Source organism: uncultured Aliiroseovarius sp., from assembly GCF_947497285.1.
GTDB lineage: Bacteria > Pseudomonadota > Alphaproteobacteria > Rhodobacterales > Rhodobacteraceae > Aliiroseovarius.
On sequence record NZ_CANMFT010000008.1, the window covers coordinates 17,450 to 36,010 of the forward strand.

Below are 18,561 nucleotides of genomic sequence, written 5' to 3' on the forward strand. Positions count from 1 at the left end.
CTGCGTTCTTGGTTTTGGCTGCTCAGGGCCGCTGTGTGACGATTTGGGTGGCGGTTGTGCGACCCATTTGGTCGGCCGCGCGCACATTATCAAGGGTCATGCCCCCATGGGCCAAGCTCACATCCCCGTCAAGACGGCAAAGCGTGTCTTCGACCACGCCCGCCATGTCCATGAACCCGATGCGTCCGGCGATGAAACTGTCCAGAGCGATTTCCTTGGCGGCGTTGAAGATCGCCCCGGTCAGGCCACCTGCAGCCATAACCTCGCGCGCAAGGCGCAGGGCTGGATAGCGCTGCTCGTCCGGCGTGGCAAAGTCAAGCGTGGCGACACGGGCCAGATCCAGACGCTCCACGGGCAGTGCACGGCGATCAGGCCAGTGCAGCGCATAGCCGATGGCATGGCGCATATCGGGTGCCCCCAGATGCGCCATCAACGCCCCATCGCGAAACCCGACCAGGGCATGGACGAGGCTTTGAGGGTGGATCAACACTTCGATCTGCTCAGGAGACACCTCAAAAAACTCTTTGGTTTCGATGACTTCCAGCGCCTTATTGAACATCGAGGCGCTGTCGATCGTGATCCGTTGCCCCATGTCCCAATTGGGATGCGCGCTGGCTTGGGCAAGGGTGGCCCCGGCCAGCTTTTCCATCGGCCAATCACGAAACGCTCCGCCCGATGCGGTGATGATGACCCGTTCGACCGCGCTGATATCTTCGCCGGCAAGCCCCTGAAACACCGCCGAATGTTCGCTGTCCACCGGCAAGATGCGCGCATGGTGCGCGTGGGCCGTGGCCAAGATCAACGGCCCCGCCGTGACAAGGCTTTCCTTGTTGGCCAACGCCAGTGTGGCCCGCGCTTCAAGCGCGCGCAAGCCGGGCAAAAGCCCCGCGGCCCCTACGATTGCGGACATCACCCAGTCACAGGGGCGGGTCGCGGCCTCTTCTATCGCAGCTTCGCCAGCGGCTGCGGTTATACCGGTGCCGGCCAAGGCGTCGCGCAGGGCCGGAAGGTGTTCTTCATGCGCTGTGACCGCGACCTCTGCGTTCAAGCGGATTGCGTCCTGGGCAAGGCACGCGATATTGTGCCCCCCCGTCAGCGCCACGACCTCATAGCGGTCGGGATCGCGCCCGATCAGGTCGATGGTGGATTGCCCGATAGACCCGGTCGCGCCAAAGATCGAAACGCGCCGCGCCGTGTTTGGCCGCGAGTTTGGCGTGCTGTCGTCCTGTGCCATACGCCCTGCCCTAGCCCGCAACGCTGAGCGAGGCGATTGTAATCAGAAGGATCATGGCGCCGGACGCGCCGATCATGGCGTCAAACCGATCCAGCACGCCGCCATGACCGGGGATCAGGTTCGAGCTGTCCTTGACCCCCATCTTGCGCTTGATCGCGCTTTGCACGATGTCCCCCATCTGGCCGGCAAAGGCGACCAGCGGCAAAGCCAGGGCTTCGACCGGGGTGAAGGCGCCCAGAGCGGCTCCAATCACGCCCAGACCAAGCGCGCCGATCCAACCGGCAATGGTGCCGGACCAGGTTTTCTTGGGACTGACGCGCGGCCAGAACTTTGGGCCACCCAGAAGACGACCGGCAAAGTAGCCCGACACGTCCGAGATGATGATGATCAAAATAAACCAAACCAAAATCTGGCTGGTGCCCATTGCCACAAACCCAAGCCCGGCCAACATGATCAGAGCGGCATAGAAGAAAAACAACACCCGATGGCGCGGCAGTAACGCTGCCCCGACGAGGGGCGCGCCCAGCAGCACAGCAATTCTTGGCAATGAGAACAGCGCGACCGGGTCCGGGCTATCAAGGGTGATGCCGCAATAGATGACGCTGACCCCGGCAATCACTCCCAACACCACATGAAGCGCGCGGGCTTCGGCATGGATCAGGCGGGAAAACTCCCACATGCAAAGCCCGATCACCACCGCGAGGACAGCCAGAAAAACGGGTCCCCCCAAGGCAACAGCGATGATGGCAATCGCTGCCATACCAACAGCGGACAGCACACGCGGTGCCAAATCGGCCCATTTAGAGGAGGTGTCGGTTTGCGTCATGTGGGGGTTATGGCATTCAGGCGCGATGCTCTCAAGCAGTTGTGTGCAGCTTCTGCACGTTACGCAAGGCAACTGCCTCGGCCAATTCTGAACTGGGTGTTATTCTGCAGCGGTTTCCGCGATTGATCCAACCGCGCCGAACCGACGTTCACGCCCGGAAAAACGATCGACGATCTCGGCAAAAATATCCGACGAGAAATCGGGCCAGAGCGTGTCGATAAACTCGTATTCCGCATAGGCGGACTGCCACAGCAGAAAGTTGGAAATCCGGGCTTCGCCGCTGGTGCGGATGACAAGGTCAGGATCAGGCAAAACGCATGTATCCAAATAGCTTGCCAGCGTTTGTTCATCCACATCTTCCGGGTCAAGCTGACCGGCGGCCACATCGCGTGCCATACGCTGGGTGGCCCGTGCAACTTCGTCACGCCCCCCGTAGTTCAGCGCGATCGTTAGATGCACCCGGTCGTTGCCTTGGGTCAGCGTCTCAAGCTCGTGCATCAGCGCGATCAGCTTTTTGTCCAATCGGTCACGATCCCCAATAAAACGCACCCGAACGCCTTCGTTGAACAAGGCGCGCGCTTCTTTGTGGATGTAACGGCGAAACAGGCTCATCAGACCCGCGACTTCCGATTGAGTGCGTTTCCAGTTTTCGGTCGAGAAGGCAAAGATCGTGATATATTTCACGCCAAGGTCTGGGCACGCCTCGACGATTTCGCGCACCCGTTTGGCTCCGGCATGGTGGCCAAACAGCCGCGGCTTTCCACGGCGCTGCGCCCAACGCCCGTTGCCATCCATGATGATGGCAACATGGTCCGGCGTTTTCAACGCCTTCGCCTGTGCATCTGAGGCTTTGCTGCCCATCATCGCCTTGCCCAATTCCCGTCCATACGCCACGCTGATCCCCCGAAGGGTTACACCTGCATGATCTCTTCTTGCTTGACCTCAAGGGCCTTGTCCACTTTTCCGACAAATTGGTCTGTCAGAGCCTGAACTTCATCATGCCAGAATTTGTGGTCATCTTCACTCATTCCGTCATTTTTAGCCTTTTTAAGCTGTTCCATGCCGTCACGGCGCACATTGCGCACCGACACGCGGGCGTGTTCAGCGTATTGCGCGGCGACGCGGCTCAGTTCGCGGCGGCGTTCTTCGTTCAATTCCGGGATCGGCAGCATGATAATGGTGCCGTTCAGTTGGGGATTGATGCCCAGACCGCTTTCACGGATCGCTTTCTCGGCAACCCCAACCAGCCCTTTGTCCCAGATATTCACCGTGACCATGCGCGGCTCAGGCACGTTGACCGTGCCGATCTGGTTCAGGGGTGTTCGACTGCCGTACGCTTCGACCATGATCGGTTCAAGCATCGAGGCAGAGGCCCGACCCGTGCGCAAAGAGGCAAATTCGGTCCGCAAAGATCCCAAGGCGCCATCCATGCGGCGTTCAAGATCGGTCATATCCAGTTCAAATTCTTCGTCAGCCATCGCAGGCATCCCTTCGTCTTATTCTCAAGCTCTTGTCATCCGAGCGCATTGCGCCCGGTATAACGCCACTGCACACCTATTGTATAGGTCCAGCGCCGGGTGGCGCGGCAATCCCATCGTGGCTGGGCAGGATATTGCCTTGCGGGTCAATCCATGCGCCAGGATCAGATCACATTAGCCACCGACGCGCGTATAGGTGCCCTCGCCGGCCAGAATGCCACGGAACCCACCGGGTTCATCCAGCGAAAACACGATGATCGGCAGGTTGTTGTCGCGCGCCAGCGCGATCGCCGAGGCATCCATGACCCCCAGCCGCTTTTGCAAAACATCATCATAGCTGACATCGTCATAGCGCTGCGCTTCGTCGTGTTTGGCGGGGTCCATGTCATACACGCCATCGACCTTGGTGCCCTTGAAGATCGCCTCGCAAGCCATTTCATTTGCTCGCAAAGTTGCTGCCGTGTCGGTGGTGAAATAAGGGTTTCCTGTGCCCGCGGCGAAAATGCAGACGCGGCCCTTTTCAAGGTGGCGCACGGCCCGGCGCCGGATGTAGGGTTCGCAGACCTGATCCATCGGAATGGCCGAGATCACACGCGTGTAGACGCCAAGCCCCTCAAGCGCCGATTGCATGGCCAGCGCGTTCATCACGGTCGCCAGCATCCCCATGTAATCAGCCGTCGTCCGCTCCATCCCCTGCGCGGACCCTTGCAGGCCACGGAAGATGTTGCCACCCCCGATCACCATGCAGATCTCGACCCCCATGTCGTGCACCGACTTGACCTCTTGTGCGATGCGCTCGACGGTCGGCGGGTTCAGGCCAAACCCCTGATCGCCCATCAGCGCTTCGCCTGAAATCTTCAACATGACACGTTTATAGGCCGGTTGCGGGGTGTCGGGGTTGCCGGTGTCGGCATCCTCGCCCGTAACCTCGGAGGCTTGTTCACTCATCGGTTGCCACTCTCTGGTTGTCGTGATTGTGTTGGCGCGCAAGATGACCGATCCGGGCGCGACTTTCAATGTGCGATCCCGTGCTTGTCGGAAAAAAGGGGAGCAAGGCGCAGATTGTCGGCAACCAACACCGATATCAGCCAGATCGTGGCCAGCATCGACGCCCGCCAGCCCGTGTTGATCGCGGGGGCTACGGCGTCCGGCAAATCGGCATTGGCGCTGGCAATTGCAGAGGCGTCAGGCGGGGTGATCGTCAATGCAGACGCCCTGCAGGTTTTTTCCAACTGGCGCATCCTGACCGCCCGCCCGACACGGGCTGACGAGGCGCGTGCCCCGCATCGCCTTTATGGGCATATCGCTGGCGATACGGCCTATTCCGTGGGCCATTGGCTTCGCGACGTGGCGCCCATTCTGCAGGGCGATCAGCGCCCGATCATCGTGGGCGGCACGGGGCTGAACTTCACCGCTCTGACCGAAGGGTTGGCCGACATTCCCCTGACCCCGCCCAGCATCCGGGCCGAGGGCGAAGCGCTGCTGGAAACGGCAGGATTGCCCGCCCTTCTGCGCGCATTGGACGCCGACACTCTGGCGCGGATCGACACACGAAACCCAGTCCGCGTGGCGCGCGCATGGGAGGTGCAGCGCACCACCGGGCGCGGGCTTGCCGAATGGCAAGATGACACCCCTGCGCCGCTGTTGCCGCGCGCGGATGCCCGAGCTTTTCATCTGGATGCGGATCGCGACTGGTTACGCGACCGGATCGACCGGCGCTTTGACCAGATGTTGCGTGATGGCGCATTGGAGGAAGCACGCGCCAATCTGTCCGATTGGAACCCCAAAGACCCAAGCGCAAAAGCCATCGGCGCGCCCGAACTGATCGCCTATCTGCGTGGCCAGATTTCGTTAGAGGAAGCGCGCGCCCGTGCGATCACCGCCTCGCATCAATATGCCAAGCGGCAACGGACCTGGTTTCGTAAACGAATGCGAGATTGGGAGGTGATTCCCCGCCCCTGACCCGCCCCCGACCTGGCTCAGGCTCGCGCCCGCTGATCGGCGCGCAGACGCCAAAGACACGCCAAAGACACGTGCAGATGTGCATCAATTCGCCAAGATCGCAGCAATTGTCCTCGTTTCATGTGTCAACTGCGCCTCTACTTGGCAGTTTGCAGGAAATTTTTCTGGGCCAGAGGCGCTTTTTGCGTTACCCCTGTTCTATTCAGATCACCTTTCTGTGCCCTAAAAATGTGTTCGATCGTCCCATGACCAAAACCACATCCGTCTCGTCTCCGTTCCGTGTTATGCCCTTGGCCCGTTTGGGGTCCGGCGGGCGATGGCGCACCGAAGCGATGCGGTCCTATGGTGCTCCGGTCCTGCTGTGGTTCACCCGTGGGCAAGGTCGCATCACCGTGAATGGTGTCACGGCGGGCTACGGCCCACATAACTGCATCTTTCTGCCGGCCGGAACGATGCACGGGTTTGAAATGTCCAATCAGGTGTCCGGCACGATCGTCGTGTTCCCGCAAGGATGCGAAGCCGATCTGGCCCTTCCCGAAGACCCGTTGCACCTGCGGCTGCGCGACGTCGACAGGCAGCTTGAGCTTGGTAAGCTGGTCGATGACCTGCTGCGCGAGATGGAAAAAGCGTCTGATCAGGCCCACCGCGCCATGATGTGCCACGCGGGGCTGTTGTCTGTCTGGCTTGAACGTCAGATTGCCAATCTGGACAGCGACAAGCTGTCGGTGACCGCCACCGGACGCCTTGTGAATGCCTATACGGCGCTTGTCGAACAAGATTTCCACAGCACCAAAACCGTGCGCGACTATGCCGCTGAACTTGGCGTCACGCCGACCCACCTGAGCCGCGTTTGCAACAGGGCGTGTGGTCGTCCGGCCTCGGCGATCTTGCAAGACCGGGTGCATTACGAAGCCCGCCGCCTGCTGACCGAGACACATATTCCGATCAAGGATATTGCAGAATCCTTGGGGTTTGCCTCGGCCGCCTATTTCACCCGCGCATTTCAAAAACAGACCGGCGCGACACCTTCTGCGTTTCGCAAAGGTGGCTGAGACGCCCGTTCTTGCCAGCTGACCCGTCAGGCGAAACCCTGCGCGCGGTAGATTTTCGCGCAAGTCCCGAGTGCCCCACGCAATGAACTACAGACGCGCCTCCACGATCGAACTGATCTTGCTTTCAGCTGCCGCCTATGCCGCGATCCCCGTGGCTTTGTCGCAGATGGATTCGCGGCTTGTGTCAAGCTTTCCGGTGGCACTGATTGCGCTGAAATTGCTCACTGCGGTGCCCGTCTTCTTCCACCCGTGGAGCAGAAGCCGGCTGCTGAAATCCGTGCGCGACAAAGCGATTATTTTGTTCGCGTCAGCGCAGGCCTTCTTCTTTGTGCTGTCACTTTTGCTTTTCGCAATGTCACTGGCCACGCTCGACACCCCCGTCGCGATCGTCATCGCGGAAACCTGGCCCATTCCATCCGCCATCGCGATGAGCTATCTGCTGCGCGACCAGCTGCATCGACTGTCGCTGAGCGAATTCATGTGGGGCGGCATTGCGTTTTTGGGGGTGGTGCTGGTGCTTGACCTGCCGGGCAAGCTTGGCGCTGTCGAAACGACCACCTGGATCGGGGCCTTCCTGGCCATCGCCTCGGCTGTGTCGATGGGGTTGTCGACGGCATTCAAGGCACGCGCGGTCAAGCTGATGAAAAATCGCTACAGGATCGGACCGATGCTGAGCTTCTTTTTGCTGCAATTCTTTTTTCTGCCGGCACTGCCACTGTTTGCACTCTATTTCGTGGTCTTTCCCAGTAGCCCGCTGGATCTGCCTTCGACGGTCTTGCAGGGCGCTTTGCCATGGGTGGCGCTGGTCGTGTGCCTCAATTTCACATCTTCGGTGCTGTATTCGTTCGCCACACTGAAGCTGAAACGCGCGTCGGACGGGTTTGTGTGGTTTTTTACCCCCGCCTTTTCCTTATTGCTGTTCGCATTGTGGACCGGCGAGGCGCTGAAGGGGCACGAGCTGATCGGCCTAACCTTCATTCTCAGCTCGAACCTGCTACTGACCATCGCCGCAGACACCTCGCGCGCGTTCAAATCGCTGGTGTTGACTGTGCTGGGCACCGGGTCATGGTGCTATTTCGTCGACCCTGTCTTCACGCAAAGTGACTACTACTTTGATGCCATCAGTATTCTGAGCATCTTCTTCGTCTTCATCCTTGTCGACGGGCTGGGGCAAGTGTCGCGCCAGGCAGACGACGAAGAACGCCTGCTAATCGCGCTGAACCACAGCCTAGCCGAAAAACCCACAAGGTTTTCCAAATGTTTTGAACAGATCGCGACGCCGCTGAACCCGATCATCTTCAAGCGACGCTACCTAGTGCTGCGCCGCGAGTTGATTGCCGCGGGCGAACAGGCCCTTGCGCTGCAACTTGACTACCTTGCCCACGCGCGCAACCGGTCGCTTCGTCTTGGCAAGCACGTTTCGCTTGCGGCCTGCCTTCTTGCGACCGGCGCCATCGGGCTGTTGGCCCGGCCCGAGACATGGCTGACCGAGATGTTCATAACCGTCTACCTGCCCTCGATGGTGTTTTCCTTCTTCATCCTGATCGAAGGACAGTTGGGCGGCACCCGGTCGATCTTTCGCCTTCTCAACACCAGAACGCCCACCCATGTCATTCGGATCATGTCGCGCCGGTCGCCGCGCGACAGTGTCATCTGGTCACTGATCCTGAGCGCTTTCATCATCGTCACCTATGCCTATGCGCTGTCCCTGCCCTAAGGTGCTGATGTGGCGCATCAATGCGTCAATCCTATTTCGTTGCATTTGCAACGAGTGAATGCTAAACTCCCTTCAAACAGGAGATCACGCATGAAAATTGACCAAATTCACCACGTCGCCTACCGCTGCAAAGACGCCAAAGAGACCGTCGAATGGTATGGCAAAATGCTGAATATGGATTTCATTCTGGCGATTGCAGAAGACCACGTGCCATCCACTCACGAACCCGACCCTTACATGCATGTGTTTCTGGACGCAGGAAACGCCAATGTCTTGGCATTCTTCGAGCTTCCGACAAAACCTGAAATGGGGCGCGACCCCAACACGCCAATCTGGGTTCAACACATCGCGTTCAAGGTGAAGGACCGCGCGGAACTTATTGAATTCAAACAACATCTTGAATCTAATGGTGTCGAAGTCCTGGGCGTAACCGACCATTCGCTGTTTCATTCGATCTATTTCTTCGACCCCAACGGGCACCGCGTCGAACTGGCCTGTCCCGACCCCGAGGAAGAGGCGATGCTGGCGCGCATGGATGCGGTCAAATGGGACATGCTGAACGAATGGTCCGAAACCAAGCGCGCGCCTAAACATGCCGAATGGCTGCATAAAAAAGAGCTCTCAGGTATAGAATAACCAAGGCCACCACTCTAATCTGGGCGTGCCCAAATCAAGGACACGCCCAGATGGTCTCCGACAGTCAGACCCCGAACCGCTTTGCCCCGATGCCAGATCCGCCTTATTACGCGGTCATCTTTACCAATCAGCTTGCAACCCCCGCGCCCGGCTATGACGCCATGGCGGATTTGGTCCTCGCCCTCGCCCAATCACAGCCAGGGTTTTTGGGGGCCGAAAGCACCCGTGACGAGGCGGGGCTCGGGATCACAGTGTCCTATTGGAAAGACGAGCGCGCAATCTCAGCCTGGAAGGCCGAGGCTCAACACCTTCTTGCCCAAAAGCTGGGGATCACGCGTTGGTATGCGCGTTACAACTTGCGGGTTGCCAAGGTTGAACGGGCCTATGACGGCCCGCAAGGGCGTGAGGTCTAGGTTGGCAAAGCCCCACATTTCAGGGGCGCACCCACATCAAACACCGCCGCCGCCCGCGCCTTAGCTGCCAAGGATCGCGCGCACATAGCCGCGCGTTTCGCGATAAGGGGGCACGCCGGAATATTTCTGAACCGCTTCCGGCCCGGCGTTATAAGCCGCCAACGCCAGTCGCCACGACCGAAACCGATCATATTGCTGGCGCAGATACCGGGCACCACCTTCAAGGTTCTGCACCGGATCATGTGGATTGACGCCCAGCTTGCGCGCTGTGAAGGGCATAAGCTGCGCCAGACCAATCGCGCCTGCATGGCTTTTGGCACGCGGGTTCCAGCCGCTTTCCTGCTGCACAAGCCTCAGGAACAGATCTTCGGGAATGCCGTGACGCCGCGCTGCGGATTTCGCCAGCGGCAGATACTGGCCCTTGTAATTCCCTTTGAAGGAAGGAATGCCATAGGTCGGCACCGCCCCCTTGTTGGGCGTCAGCCGCACCGAATTGGCATATTGCTGAGCGCCACGCGTGTCGAGCACACGGGTCTGAGCAGAAAACGCTGCCCGCCCCCCGGAACTGGAAAAAAGCGTATCGGCCTCAGCCGGTCCGCCAAAAGTCGAAATGCTCATCGTCAGCCCTGAAAACAGGCCCGCAGCCACCAACAAAACCTTGCGTGACATCACCGTCCCCCGAAATAGATTGGCCCCAATATAGTCGGGTTCGCTCTTTTGGGAAAGGGGGTGTGACACTGGGGCCTGCGCCGCAAGGGCGCACGCGCGCTCGGCCTGTCGATGGCAGGCGGTCGAAAACCACGAAATCGCTCTGCCACTATGTCCTGTCTTGGTGTAACCATGTTGGCAACTTACAGAATCGAAAGGACGCAGGATGGCGGGTTCGCTCAACAAGGTCATGCTTATCGGAAATCTGGGGCGTGACCCGGAAGTGCGCACATTTCAGAACGGCGGTAAGGTGTGCAACCTGCGCATTGCCACGTCGGAAACCTGGAAAGACAAGCAAACAGGTGAACGGCGCGAGCGGACCGAATGGCATTCGGTCGCGGTGTTCCAAGAAGGTCTCGTGCGCATCTGCGAGCAATATCTTCGCAAAGGGTCCAAGGTCTTTGTCGAAGGCAAGCTTCAGACGCGCAAGTGGCAAGACCAATCCGGCAATGACCGCTATTCGACCGAGGTCGTCCTGCAAGGGTTCGACGGCACCTTGACCATGCTTGACGGGCGTGGCGAAGGCGGTGGTGGTGCTGGTGGCGGCGGCCAACAGGGTGGCTATGGCGGCGGTGATCAGGGTGGCTACGGTGGCGGCGATCCCGGCCCGGCTCCGGCTGGCGGCGGCGGCGGCGGCTTCGACGACGAAATTCCGTTCTGATCAGACAGTAAGGAGGGCGCATAATGGGGTGGTCCTTTCCCATCGGGCGCCTTTTCGGTTCACAGCTCAGGGTCCATGTGACCTTCTTTCTGCTGCTGGGCGTCATTGGCTATGCCGCCTTCATTGAAGGTGGCGCGGCAGCGGCCCTGTGGACCACGGTCTTCGTGCTGTTGCTTTTTGTTTGCGTGATCGCACACGAATTTGGCCATGCGCTGATGGCGCGCAGGTTCGGCATTCGCACGCCCGACGTGACCCTGTTGCCGATCGGCGGTTTGGCGCGTCTGGAGCGGATGCCCGAGAAACCAGCGCAGGAAATCGCGGTGGCGCTGGCCGGACCTGCGGTGAACGTGGTGATCTGGGCGGTGCTGACCTTGGTCTTCGGCGCGCCCGAGGCACCCTCGGATCTGGTCGGGCTGGCCACCAACCCGCAATCGCTGCCCGCACAGTTGGCGACGCTCAATCTGGTGCTGGCCGTGTTCAACCTGTTGCCCGCCTTTCCGATGGATGGCGGGCGGGTGTTGCGCGCCGCACTGACCATGGCCACTGATCGGGTGACGGCCACGCGCATTGCTGCCAGCGCCGGGCAAGTTCTGGCCTTTATGATGGGGTTTGTCGGACTGACCAGTGGCAACCTGATGCTTGTGCTGATCGCCTTTTTCATCTTCACGGCGGCTGGGGCGGAAAGCTCGGATGTGGCGATGCGCCAGATTGCGCGCCGCTTGATGGCGCGCGATGCGATGATCACCGAATATGAAACGCTGCGGCCTGACGACACAATCCAGACCGCCGCGAACACCCTCATCCGCACCACCCAGCACGAGTTTCCCGTGGTGGACGTGAACGGGTTTTTTCAAGGCTTTCTGACCCGCGCCGTCCTGTTCGAAGCGATGGCGCAGGGCACGCAGGTGCATCGGGTGGCGGACCGGATGCAGACTGACCTGCCAACGGTTAAACTGCTGGATGGGCTAGAGACCGTGCTGGAACGCATGGGCGATGGGATCGCTCCTTTGGCCGTCGTCGATGAGACCGGGCATCTTCTGGGCTACATCACCCGCGAAAACATCGGAGAGCTGATGGTCGTCGCCAATGCCCGCCGTGACAGGGCAGTATGACCAGGGACGCCAAGTCGCCGAGAGTATATTGATTTCTATCAATAGCTAATTTGCCTAACTTAACGTTGCGCCAGCGCGTCATCCAACACAGCACGCACCACATTCATGTCGACATCTTTTGCCACGAAGGCCTCACCGATCGCGCGCGCGAGGACAAAGCGCAGCTGTCCCGCCTCAACCTTCTTGTCTTGCCCCATCAAGGTGATCAGCCCGTCGGTATCGGGCAGATCGCCCGCGATGTCGGACAGGTCTTTTTTCATACCCATTGTGGACAAGTGCTGGCGGAAACGTGACGGGCATTCCTGGCTCATCACCCCCAAACGGGCCGAGGTTTCGAACGCAAGCGCACATCCGATGGCGACGCCTTCACCGTGCAAAAGCCGGTCGGAATACCCGGTTGCCGCTTCCAGCGCATGGCCGAATGTGTGGCCAAGGTTCAACAGCGCGCGATCGCCTTGTTCGGTTTCATCGCGCACCACGATGTCGGCTTTCATCTGCACGGATCGGCGCACAGCCTCTTGGCGCAGCGCCATGTCGCCCGCGGCCAGCGCGGGTCCGTTGACCTCGAGCCAGTCGAAGAAGGCCGCATCACCAAGACCGCCGTATTTCACGACTTCACCGTAACCCGCCAGAAAATCGCGTGGGGTCAGGGTGCCCAGCACCTCGATATCGGCCAGCACCAACGAGGGTTGATGAAAGGCGCCGATCAGGTTCTTGCCCTGAGGCGCATTGATCCCGGTCTTTCCGCCCACCGAACTGTCCACCTGCGCCAATAGCGAGGTCGGCAGCTGCACAAACCGCACCCCGCGCCGCAAGATCGCCGCTGCAAACCCGACAAGGTCACCAATCACCCCACCGCCAAAGGCAAGCACCACATCCTTGCGCTCGACCCGCGCTTCCAGCAGCCATTCGACGGTGCGCATCAGCTGCGGCCAGCTTTTGGTGCTTTCACCGGGTGGCAGGATCAGGGTTTGCGTGGCGATGCCCGACGCGCCCAACCCGGCATTCAGCGCGTCCAGATGCAGGCGCGCGACGGTTTCTTCGGTCACGATCCAGACTTTCGGACGGTTGAGCAGCGGCGCGATCTCGGCCCCGGCATTCGCCAATAGTCCGGGCGCGATGCGCACGTCATAGGCGCGATCGCCCAAGGGCACATGAACAGTGGTCACGTCAGATCTCCTCCAGAACATCAGGGCGGGTCAACAGAGCCGCCACCACCGCGTCGGCCATATCGGCAATCGAATAGCTCGCGCTGGCTTCGACCTTCAGGTCGGCCAAGGCGTAGACCGGCACGCGGGTGTTATAAAGCTGGGTCAGCGTCGCTTTCGGATCGGCCGTGCGCAACAACGGGCGCGTGTCTTTGTGTTTGACCCGGTTCCACAACAAATCCAGATCCGCCTTCAGCCAGACCGCCACACCACGCTTCGCAATCATCGAGCGGTTGCGTTCGGACATGAATGCACCGCCACCGGTCGACAGAACCGCGCGTTCGGTATCCAGCAGACGGCCGATGACCTCTGTCTCGCGGTCGCGAAAGAAACGCTCTCCGTCGCGATCGAAAATCTCGGCGATCGACATGTTGGCCGCGCGCACGATCTCTTCGTCGCTGTCAAGGAATGGCACCTTCAGCCGGCTGGCCAATGCCTGCCCGACCGCGGTCTTTCCCGCGCCCATCATTCCCACCATGACGATGGATTTCTTCACCTTGAAGGCCAAAGCGGCGTCCACTTGCTCAAATACGGGTTTCTTTCCTGAATGGCGTGATCTTGCTGGAAATGCCATATATAAAATGAGGCAAAACAGTATCTGAGGCAAAAATGGGCGAAACAACATGCTATTTCGATTGATCAAGCTATTGTTCTTTATGACAATATTGGGCCTGATCGGACTGACCGGCTATGCGTTTTTGGGGGATATGTCACCCCGAACCGCGCCACAAAGCACCACAGTGACGCTGAATGGCGGCTGACAGACATGCGCAGCCGGGACGGGCGCGGGCCGTCTGTTGTGGCGGTTTGGCGATTTGTTTGCTCGCAGCGGGCGTCAGCGTAGCCGCGGCACAGTCAGAGCCGCCCGCGCGCCCGCTGTCGGCAATCGACTGGCTGTCTGACAGCATTGCCCTGCCCCCGCCATCATCCGACAACGCAATTCTGCCACCCGACCCCAACGAGCCTGCGACCAGCACCGGCGCGTCGGTCGCTGAAGTGACGATGTCGTTGCTTGAGATGCCGATCCTGGATGCGGTCGGGCTGTTGCCCCATACCGCGACGGGTTTGCCACGCGATCTGTGGGGCACTTCGCGCCCGGACGATCTGGCCCGGCGCATCGCTGCGATCGAGGTCGATCTGCTGCCCGCCATGCAAGACCTGCTGCACCGATTGCTGCTGGCCGAGCTTGATCCGCCCAAAGGTGCCAGCGCAGGCGAGGATCGCTTGTTTCTGGCCCGCGTCGACCGCCTGTTGACCATCGGCGCGCTGGATCAGGCCGAGGCGCTGTTGGCCCGGGCCGGGTCTGTGAACCCGCGCGTGTTCCGTCGCGCCTTTGACACCGCCCTTCTGTTGGGCAATGAGGACGCACAATGCACCACCCTGCGCGCCACTCCTGATCTAAGCCCCACCTACACCGCGCGGGTGTTCTGCCTTGCGCGCAGCGGCGATTGGGATGCGGCGGTGCTCACCTTGGGCACGGGGCGCGCGCTGGGCTATATCAGCGCCGAAGACGACGCGCTTTTGGCGCGGTTCCTTGATCCCGATCTGTTCGAAGAAGACCCCGAGCTTGAGCGCCCCGACCATCCTTCGCCCTTGGTGTTCCGGATGTATGAGGCGATAGGCCTGCACATCAACACCTCCACCCTGCCCCTTGCCTTTGCCCAGTCCGACCTGCGCGCCAATATCGGCTGGAAGGCCCGTGCCGAAGCTGGCGAACGGCTGGCGCGCGTGGGGGCGGTGACGGACAACCAATTGCTGGGGCTGTATTCTGAACGAAAGCCGGCGGCCTCGGGTGGCATTTGGGATCGCATGATGGCGGTTCAAACCGTCGAACGGGCGCTGTCTTCAGGGTCCGATGACGATCTGGCCGCCGCCGTCGAAAACCTTTGGCCCCGGCTAGAGGAAAGCGGACTGGAAGTGCCCTTTGCGCAGGTGTTCGGGCCCGAAGTCGCGACCCGGTCCTTAGGGGGTGCGGCAGGCCGCATCGCGCTGCGACTTGGCCTGTTGTCAGACAGCTATGAGCGCGTGGCGGCACATGCAACCGCTGATCCAACCGATGCGCTTGCCCCCATCCTGATCGGCGTGGCCCAGGGCGATGTCACGGGCCTGTCGCCGATAGATGCGCGCAGCCGTGCCGTGATCGAAGCGTTCAGCGCCGATAAGATCCCGGTTCGGTTGCGATCGCTTGTGGACCAAGGCCGCCTGGGCGAAGCGATCTTGCGCGCCGTCGCGCTGTTTAGCAGCGGCAGCCACGGTGATCTGGACGAATTGACGGATGCGTTGGCGTTCCTGCACCAGATCGGTCTGGAACAGGTCGCACGCCAGGCCGCTCTTGAATTTCTGATCCTCGAGAGGCGCGGATGAACAGCGATCACGCCCGTTGGATCTCGACCTTTCTGGAGGCACAGGCGGCGGAGCTTGATGCCTCGGAGAATACGCTGCTGGCCTATGGGCGCGACCTGAAAGGGTTTGCCGAATTTGCCGCGGATCGCGGGCTGAACTTCGAGGATCTGACCCGCACGGATATCGAAAGTTACATGGTCGATTGCGACACGCTTGGCTTAGCACAATCCACCCTTGCGCGGCGCTTGTCCGCGATCAAACAACTGTTTCGCTTTGGCTATGAAGAAGGCTGGCGCACCGACAACCCGGCTTTGAAAATCAAAGGGCCGGGTCGGTCCAAATCCTTGCCCAAAACGCTAAGCGAGGCCGAAGTGGAGGCGCTTTTGACCGCCGCGCGCAGCCATGGGCGCAGCCCGGCCGACAAGCTGCGCAACAGCTGTCTGGTCGAACTTCTCTATGCCACCGGGATGCGGGTCAGCGAATTGGTCACCCTGCCCGTGGCAGCCACCCGCGGCGATCCCAGAATGCTGCTGGTCAAAGGCAAGGGCGGCAAAGAACGGATGGTGCCGCTGTCTGGCCCGGCGCGCGACGCCCTGACCCGCTGGCTTGACGCCCGTGACGCGGCCGAAGACACAGCGCGGATGGAACGCGGCGCCAAGCCGTCGGCTTTCCTGTTCCCGTCGACCGGCAAAGGCGGCCACCTGACCCGCCATCGGTTCTATGGGTTGATCAAGGAAATCGCGGTCCATGCTGGCGTGCCCCCGGGCTCGGTCACACCGCACCGGCTGCGCCACGCCTTTGCCACGCACCTTCTGGCCCATGGCGCAGACCTGCGGTCGATCCAGACGCTTCTGGGACACGCCGATGTTTCGACCACCGAGATCTACACCCATGTGTTGGAGGAGCGCCTGAAAGACCTGGTGCTGACCCGCCACCCGCTCGCCAAAGCCACCTGAGCAGTCCTGAGCGCCCCTGTGACCCCCACAGCAAGCCCGCGCAGCGTGATAGGCCTATACATTCAGCTGCGGACAGGCTATTGCGCGCTTTCGTGATCCATCCCCACCGGACCCATGCGCTGTGCACGCATGTTCTGCCGCTTGTTGGCAGACCGCACGCAACTGGCACCCGACCAAACAGAATTGATTGCCCGTGAAAAACCTGATCTCTGACGCGCTGAACGAGCGTGGCTATTCCACATTGACGCAAGTGCAAACCGAAGTCTCCAAACCCGAGTTTGAAGGCGCAGACCTGCTGGTGTCGGCCCAGACCGGATCTGGCAAGACGGTGGGCTTTGGTCTGGCCATTGCGCCGGTCCTGTTGGGGGATGACGACCGGTTCGGTCCGGCGCAAAGCCCGCTTGGCCTGATCATTGCGCCAACGCGCGAACTGGCACTTCAGGTGAAGCGCGAGCTGACATGGCTGTTTGCGAAGACCGGCGCTGTTGTGGCGTCCTGCGTCGGCGGGATGGACATGCGCGACGAGCGGCGCGCGCTGGCGCGTGGGGCGCATCTGGTGGTGGCCACACCCGGACGGCTGCGCGACCACGTCATGCGCGGCTCGATCGACCTGTCGGCGCTGCGCAGCGTGGTGCTGGACGAAGCGGACGAGATGCTGGATCTGGGCTTTCGCGAAGACCTTGAGTTCATTCTGGATGAAACGCCTGACGACCGGCAGACCCTGCTGTTCTCAGCCACCGTGCCCAAAAGCATCGCCACGCTTGCCGCACGGTATCAAAAGGACGCCAAGCGCGTCACCACCGTGGCCGAGAAAAGCCAGCACGTTGACATTGAATACCGTGCGATGCCGGTTGCCCCGCGCGATGGGGAAAACGCGATCATCAACGTGTTGCGGTTTTTCGAGGCACCAAACGCGCTGATCTTCTGCAACACCCGTGCCATGGTCAGCCGACTGGCGACGCGCCTGTCAAACCGGGGCTTCTCGGTCGTGGCTCTGTCGGGGGAACTGACCCAGAACGAACGCTCGAATGCGTTGCAATCCATGCGCGACGGGCGTGCGCGCATTTGCGTGGCAACCGATGTCGCCGCACGTGGGATCGACCTGCCCAAACTTGATCTGGTGATCCATGCCGAGCTGCCCAACAACCATGAAACCTTGTTGCACCGGTCCGGCCGCACCGGGCGAGCGGGTCGCAAGGGGGTCAGCACGCTGATCGTGCCGCCAGCCGCGCGCAACAAGGCCGAACGTCTTTTGCGGTTTGCCAAGCTGAATGCCACATGGGCGCCCCCGCCCTCTGCGCAAGAGGTCCATGCCGAAGATCAAAAACGCATCCTTGCCGACGAGGTCTGGCAGCAAGAGCCAACAGCAAACGAAGCCGCCCTGGCCGAGGAATTGGTCGAGACGTTCACCCCGGCCCAACTGGCCACCGCCTATCTGCAACTCTACCACACCGCCCATGCCGCCCCCGAGGAGCTGTCTGCCGTGAACGCCAAGCCGCAGGCGCGCGAACCGTTCGGCGCCAGTGTCTGGTTTTCGATGGCCAAAGGGCGCGATCAGGGTGCTGATCCACGCCACATCCTGCCGATGCTTTGCACGGCGGGCAACATCACCCGCACCGATATCGGCGCGATCCGCATTCAGGGCGACCAAACTTTCTTCGAAGTGAAAGACGCACAGGTCGACCGTTTCCTGAACGCCATCGGCCCCGGCATGACGGTCGAGAAACTGGCACTGACGCGGCTGGACACGCCGCCTGATCTGGGTCGCACAAGCAAACCGCCTCGGCGCGACAAGCCCCGCAAGTTCGACAAACCCGGCAAGCAGGCCCGGGTCGACGATGACGCACGTCCACCCAAGCCGCACCGCAAGGGCGGTTCGGACACTGCGCCAAAGGGGGATCGCAAACCGAACCCGAAGCATAAGTGGAAAGACGACAAAGACAGCGACCGCCCGGTCAAAGCCTATGCCAAGCCGCAGGCCGAGGACCGCAAGCCCCGCAGCAAGGGTGCGAAACCGTCTGACGGAGCACCCACCGGCAAGCGCCCTGCCCGCGCCACGGATGCAAAGAAGGGGCCGCCACCGCCGAAGGGAAAGGCCTCCAGCAAGAAAAACCGCGCGCGCGCGGCGGCAAAGGTGCAGGCGAAAGCCAAAGGTGGTGATGGCGTGCCGAAGCGCCGAAAAACCTGATGTGATTTGGGGGCGCCGCGGCCAAACGGTCCGGTGCGCCCAATGCATTCCACCAGAAACTTAGCGC

19 protein-coding genes are annotated in these 18,561 nt (G+C 60.9%); 11 read left to right on the forward strand and 8 right to left on the reverse strand.

The genetic code is table 11. From position 1 onward, the window contains the following. Positions 1-22: 22 nt before the first annotated feature. The 5 genes from dxr to pyrH form a co-directional block, all read right to left on the reverse strand. Positions 23-1,234: a 1-deoxy-D-xylulose-5-phosphate reductoisomerase gene (dxr, locus tag Q0864_RS13740; RefSeq protein WP_298570904.1), complete on the reverse strand. Its 1,212-nt coding sequence runs from the start codon at positions 1,232-1,234 to the stop codon at positions 23-25. A gap of 10 nt (positions 1,235-1,244) precedes the next feature. Continuing rightward, the gene (locus tag Q0864_RS13745) at positions 1,245-2,060 is read right to left on the reverse strand and encodes a phosphatidate cytidylyltransferase (RefSeq protein WP_298570905.1); all 816 of its coding nucleotides are present in this window, start codon (positions 2,058-2,060) and stop codon (positions 1,245-1,247) included. A gap of 99 nt (positions 2,061-2,159) precedes the next feature. After that, positions 2,160-2,921, reverse strand: coding sequence for an isoprenyl transferase (locus tag Q0864_RS13750; RefSeq protein WP_298571206.1), 762 nt, complete (start codon positions 2,919-2,921; stop codon positions 2,160-2,162). 50 nt (positions 2,922-2,971) lie between these two features. Further along, positions 2,972-3,538, reverse strand: coding sequence for a ribosome recycling factor (gene frr, locus Q0864_RS13755; protein WP_298570906.1), 567 nt, complete (start codon positions 3,536-3,538; stop codon positions 2,972-2,974). 174 nt (positions 3,539-3,712) lie between these two features. After that, positions 3,713-4,402 (reverse strand): UMP kinase, encoded by a 690-nt coding sequence (gene pyrH / locus Q0864_RS13760; protein ID WP_298571207.1) that lies wholly within the window; start codon positions 4,400-4,402, stop codon positions 3,713-3,715. Between the two features lie 198 nt (positions 4,403-4,600). On the opposite strand from pyrH, the gene miaA reads away from it, so the two are divergent. From miaA to Q0864_RS13785, 5 genes are all read left to right on the forward strand, one after another. Then, positions 4,601-5,500: a tRNA (adenosine(37)-N6)-dimethylallyltransferase MiaA gene (gene miaA, locus Q0864_RS13765; protein ID WP_298570907.1), complete on the forward strand. Its 900-nt coding sequence runs from the start codon at positions 4,601-4,603 to the stop codon at positions 5,498-5,500. Between the two features lie 245 nt (positions 5,501-5,745). Continuing rightward, entirely contained in the window at positions 5,746-6,552 is an 807-nt protein-coding gene (locus tag Q0864_RS13770; protein WP_298570908.1) for an AraC family transcriptional regulator, read from the forward strand. A gap of 82 nt (positions 6,553-6,634) precedes the next feature. After that, positions 6,635-8,269: a hypothetical protein gene (locus tag Q0864_RS13775; protein ID WP_298570909.1), complete on the forward strand. Its 1,635-nt coding sequence runs from the start codon at positions 6,635-6,637 to the stop codon at positions 8,267-8,269. Between the two features lie 90 nt (positions 8,270-8,359). Beyond that, positions 8,360-8,905, forward strand: a complete 546-nt coding sequence (locus tag Q0864_RS13780; protein ID WP_298570910.1) for a VOC family protein — start codon at positions 8,360-8,362, stop codon at positions 8,903-8,905. A 50-nt stretch (positions 8,906-8,955) separates the two neighbouring features. Next, the gene (locus Q0864_RS13785; RefSeq protein WP_298570911.1) at positions 8,956-9,318 is read left to right on the forward strand and encodes an antibiotic biosynthesis monooxygenase; all 363 of its coding nucleotides are present in this window, start codon (positions 8,956-8,958) and stop codon (positions 9,316-9,318) included. Positions 9,319-9,378: 60 nt separating this feature from the next. On the opposite strand, the gene Q0864_RS13790 is transcribed toward Q0864_RS13785, so the two are convergent. Then, a complete protein-coding gene (locus tag Q0864_RS13790) occupies positions 9,379-9,936 on the reverse strand; it encodes a lytic transglycosylase domain-containing protein (RefSeq protein WP_298571208.1) in 558 nt (185 codons plus the stop codon). 256 nt (positions 9,937-10,192) lie between these two features. Between Q0864_RS13790 and ssb the strand changes: the two genes are divergently transcribed. Both ssb and Q0864_RS13800 read left to right on the forward strand, forming a co-directional pair. After that, on the forward strand, positions 10,193-10,687 hold the full coding sequence (gene ssb / locus Q0864_RS13795; RefSeq protein WP_298570912.1) for a single-stranded DNA-binding protein: 495 nt from the start codon (positions 10,193-10,195) through the stop codon (positions 10,685-10,687). Between the two features lie 23 nt (positions 10,688-10,710). Further along, positions 10,711-11,799 carry a site-2 protease family protein gene (locus Q0864_RS13800; protein ID WP_298570914.1) on the forward strand — a complete coding sequence of 363 codons (1,089 nt, stop codon included), beginning with the start codon at positions 10,711-10,713 and terminating at the stop codon, positions 11,797-11,799. A gap of 59 nt (positions 11,800-11,858) precedes the next feature. Here Q0864_RS13800 and aroB read toward each other — a convergent pair whose 3' ends face one another. Together aroB and Q0864_RS13810 are read right to left on the reverse strand one after the other, a co-directional pair. Beyond that, positions 11,859-12,989 carry a 3-dehydroquinate synthase gene (aroB, locus tag Q0864_RS13805; protein ID WP_298570916.1) on the reverse strand — a complete coding sequence of 377 codons (1,131 nt, stop codon included), beginning with the start codon at positions 12,987-12,989 and terminating at the stop codon, positions 11,859-11,861. Continuing rightward, positions 12,970-13,632: a shikimate kinase gene (locus tag Q0864_RS13810; RefSeq protein ID WP_363317624.1), complete on the reverse strand. Its 663-nt coding sequence runs from the start codon at positions 13,630-13,632 to the stop codon at positions 12,970-12,972. Before Q0864_RS13810 ends, aroB begins: the two co-directional genes overlap by 20 nt. Between Q0864_RS13810 and Q0864_RS13815 the strand changes: the two genes are divergently transcribed. The 4 genes from Q0864_RS13815 (at position 13,631) to Q0864_RS13830 (ending at position 18,494) form a co-directional block, all read left to right on the forward strand. Then, positions 13,631-13,768 (forward strand): hypothetical protein, encoded by a 138-nt coding sequence (locus Q0864_RS13815; RefSeq protein WP_298570919.1) that lies wholly within the window; start codon positions 13,631-13,633, stop codon positions 13,766-13,768. The genes Q0864_RS13810 and Q0864_RS13815 overlap by 2 nt on opposite strands. Next, a complete protein-coding gene (locus Q0864_RS13820) occupies positions 13,758-15,371 on the forward strand; it encodes a hypothetical protein (RefSeq protein ID WP_298570921.1) in 1,614 nt (537 codons plus the stop codon). The genes Q0864_RS13815 and Q0864_RS13820 overlap by 11 nt, the downstream gene beginning before the upstream one ends. Beyond that, complete coding sequence (locus Q0864_RS13825) at positions 15,368-16,306, forward strand: site-specific tyrosine recombinase XerD (protein ID WP_298570923.1); 939 nt, start codon at positions 15,368-15,370, stop codon at positions 16,304-16,306. Before Q0864_RS13820 ends, Q0864_RS13825 begins: the two co-directional genes overlap by 4 nt. 193 nt (positions 16,307-16,499) lie before the next feature. Continuing rightward, entirely contained in the window at positions 16,500-18,494 is a 1,995-nt protein-coding gene (locus Q0864_RS13830; RefSeq protein ID WP_298570925.1) for a DEAD/DEAH box helicase, read from the forward strand. Positions 18,495-18,561 lie beyond the last annotated feature (67 nt).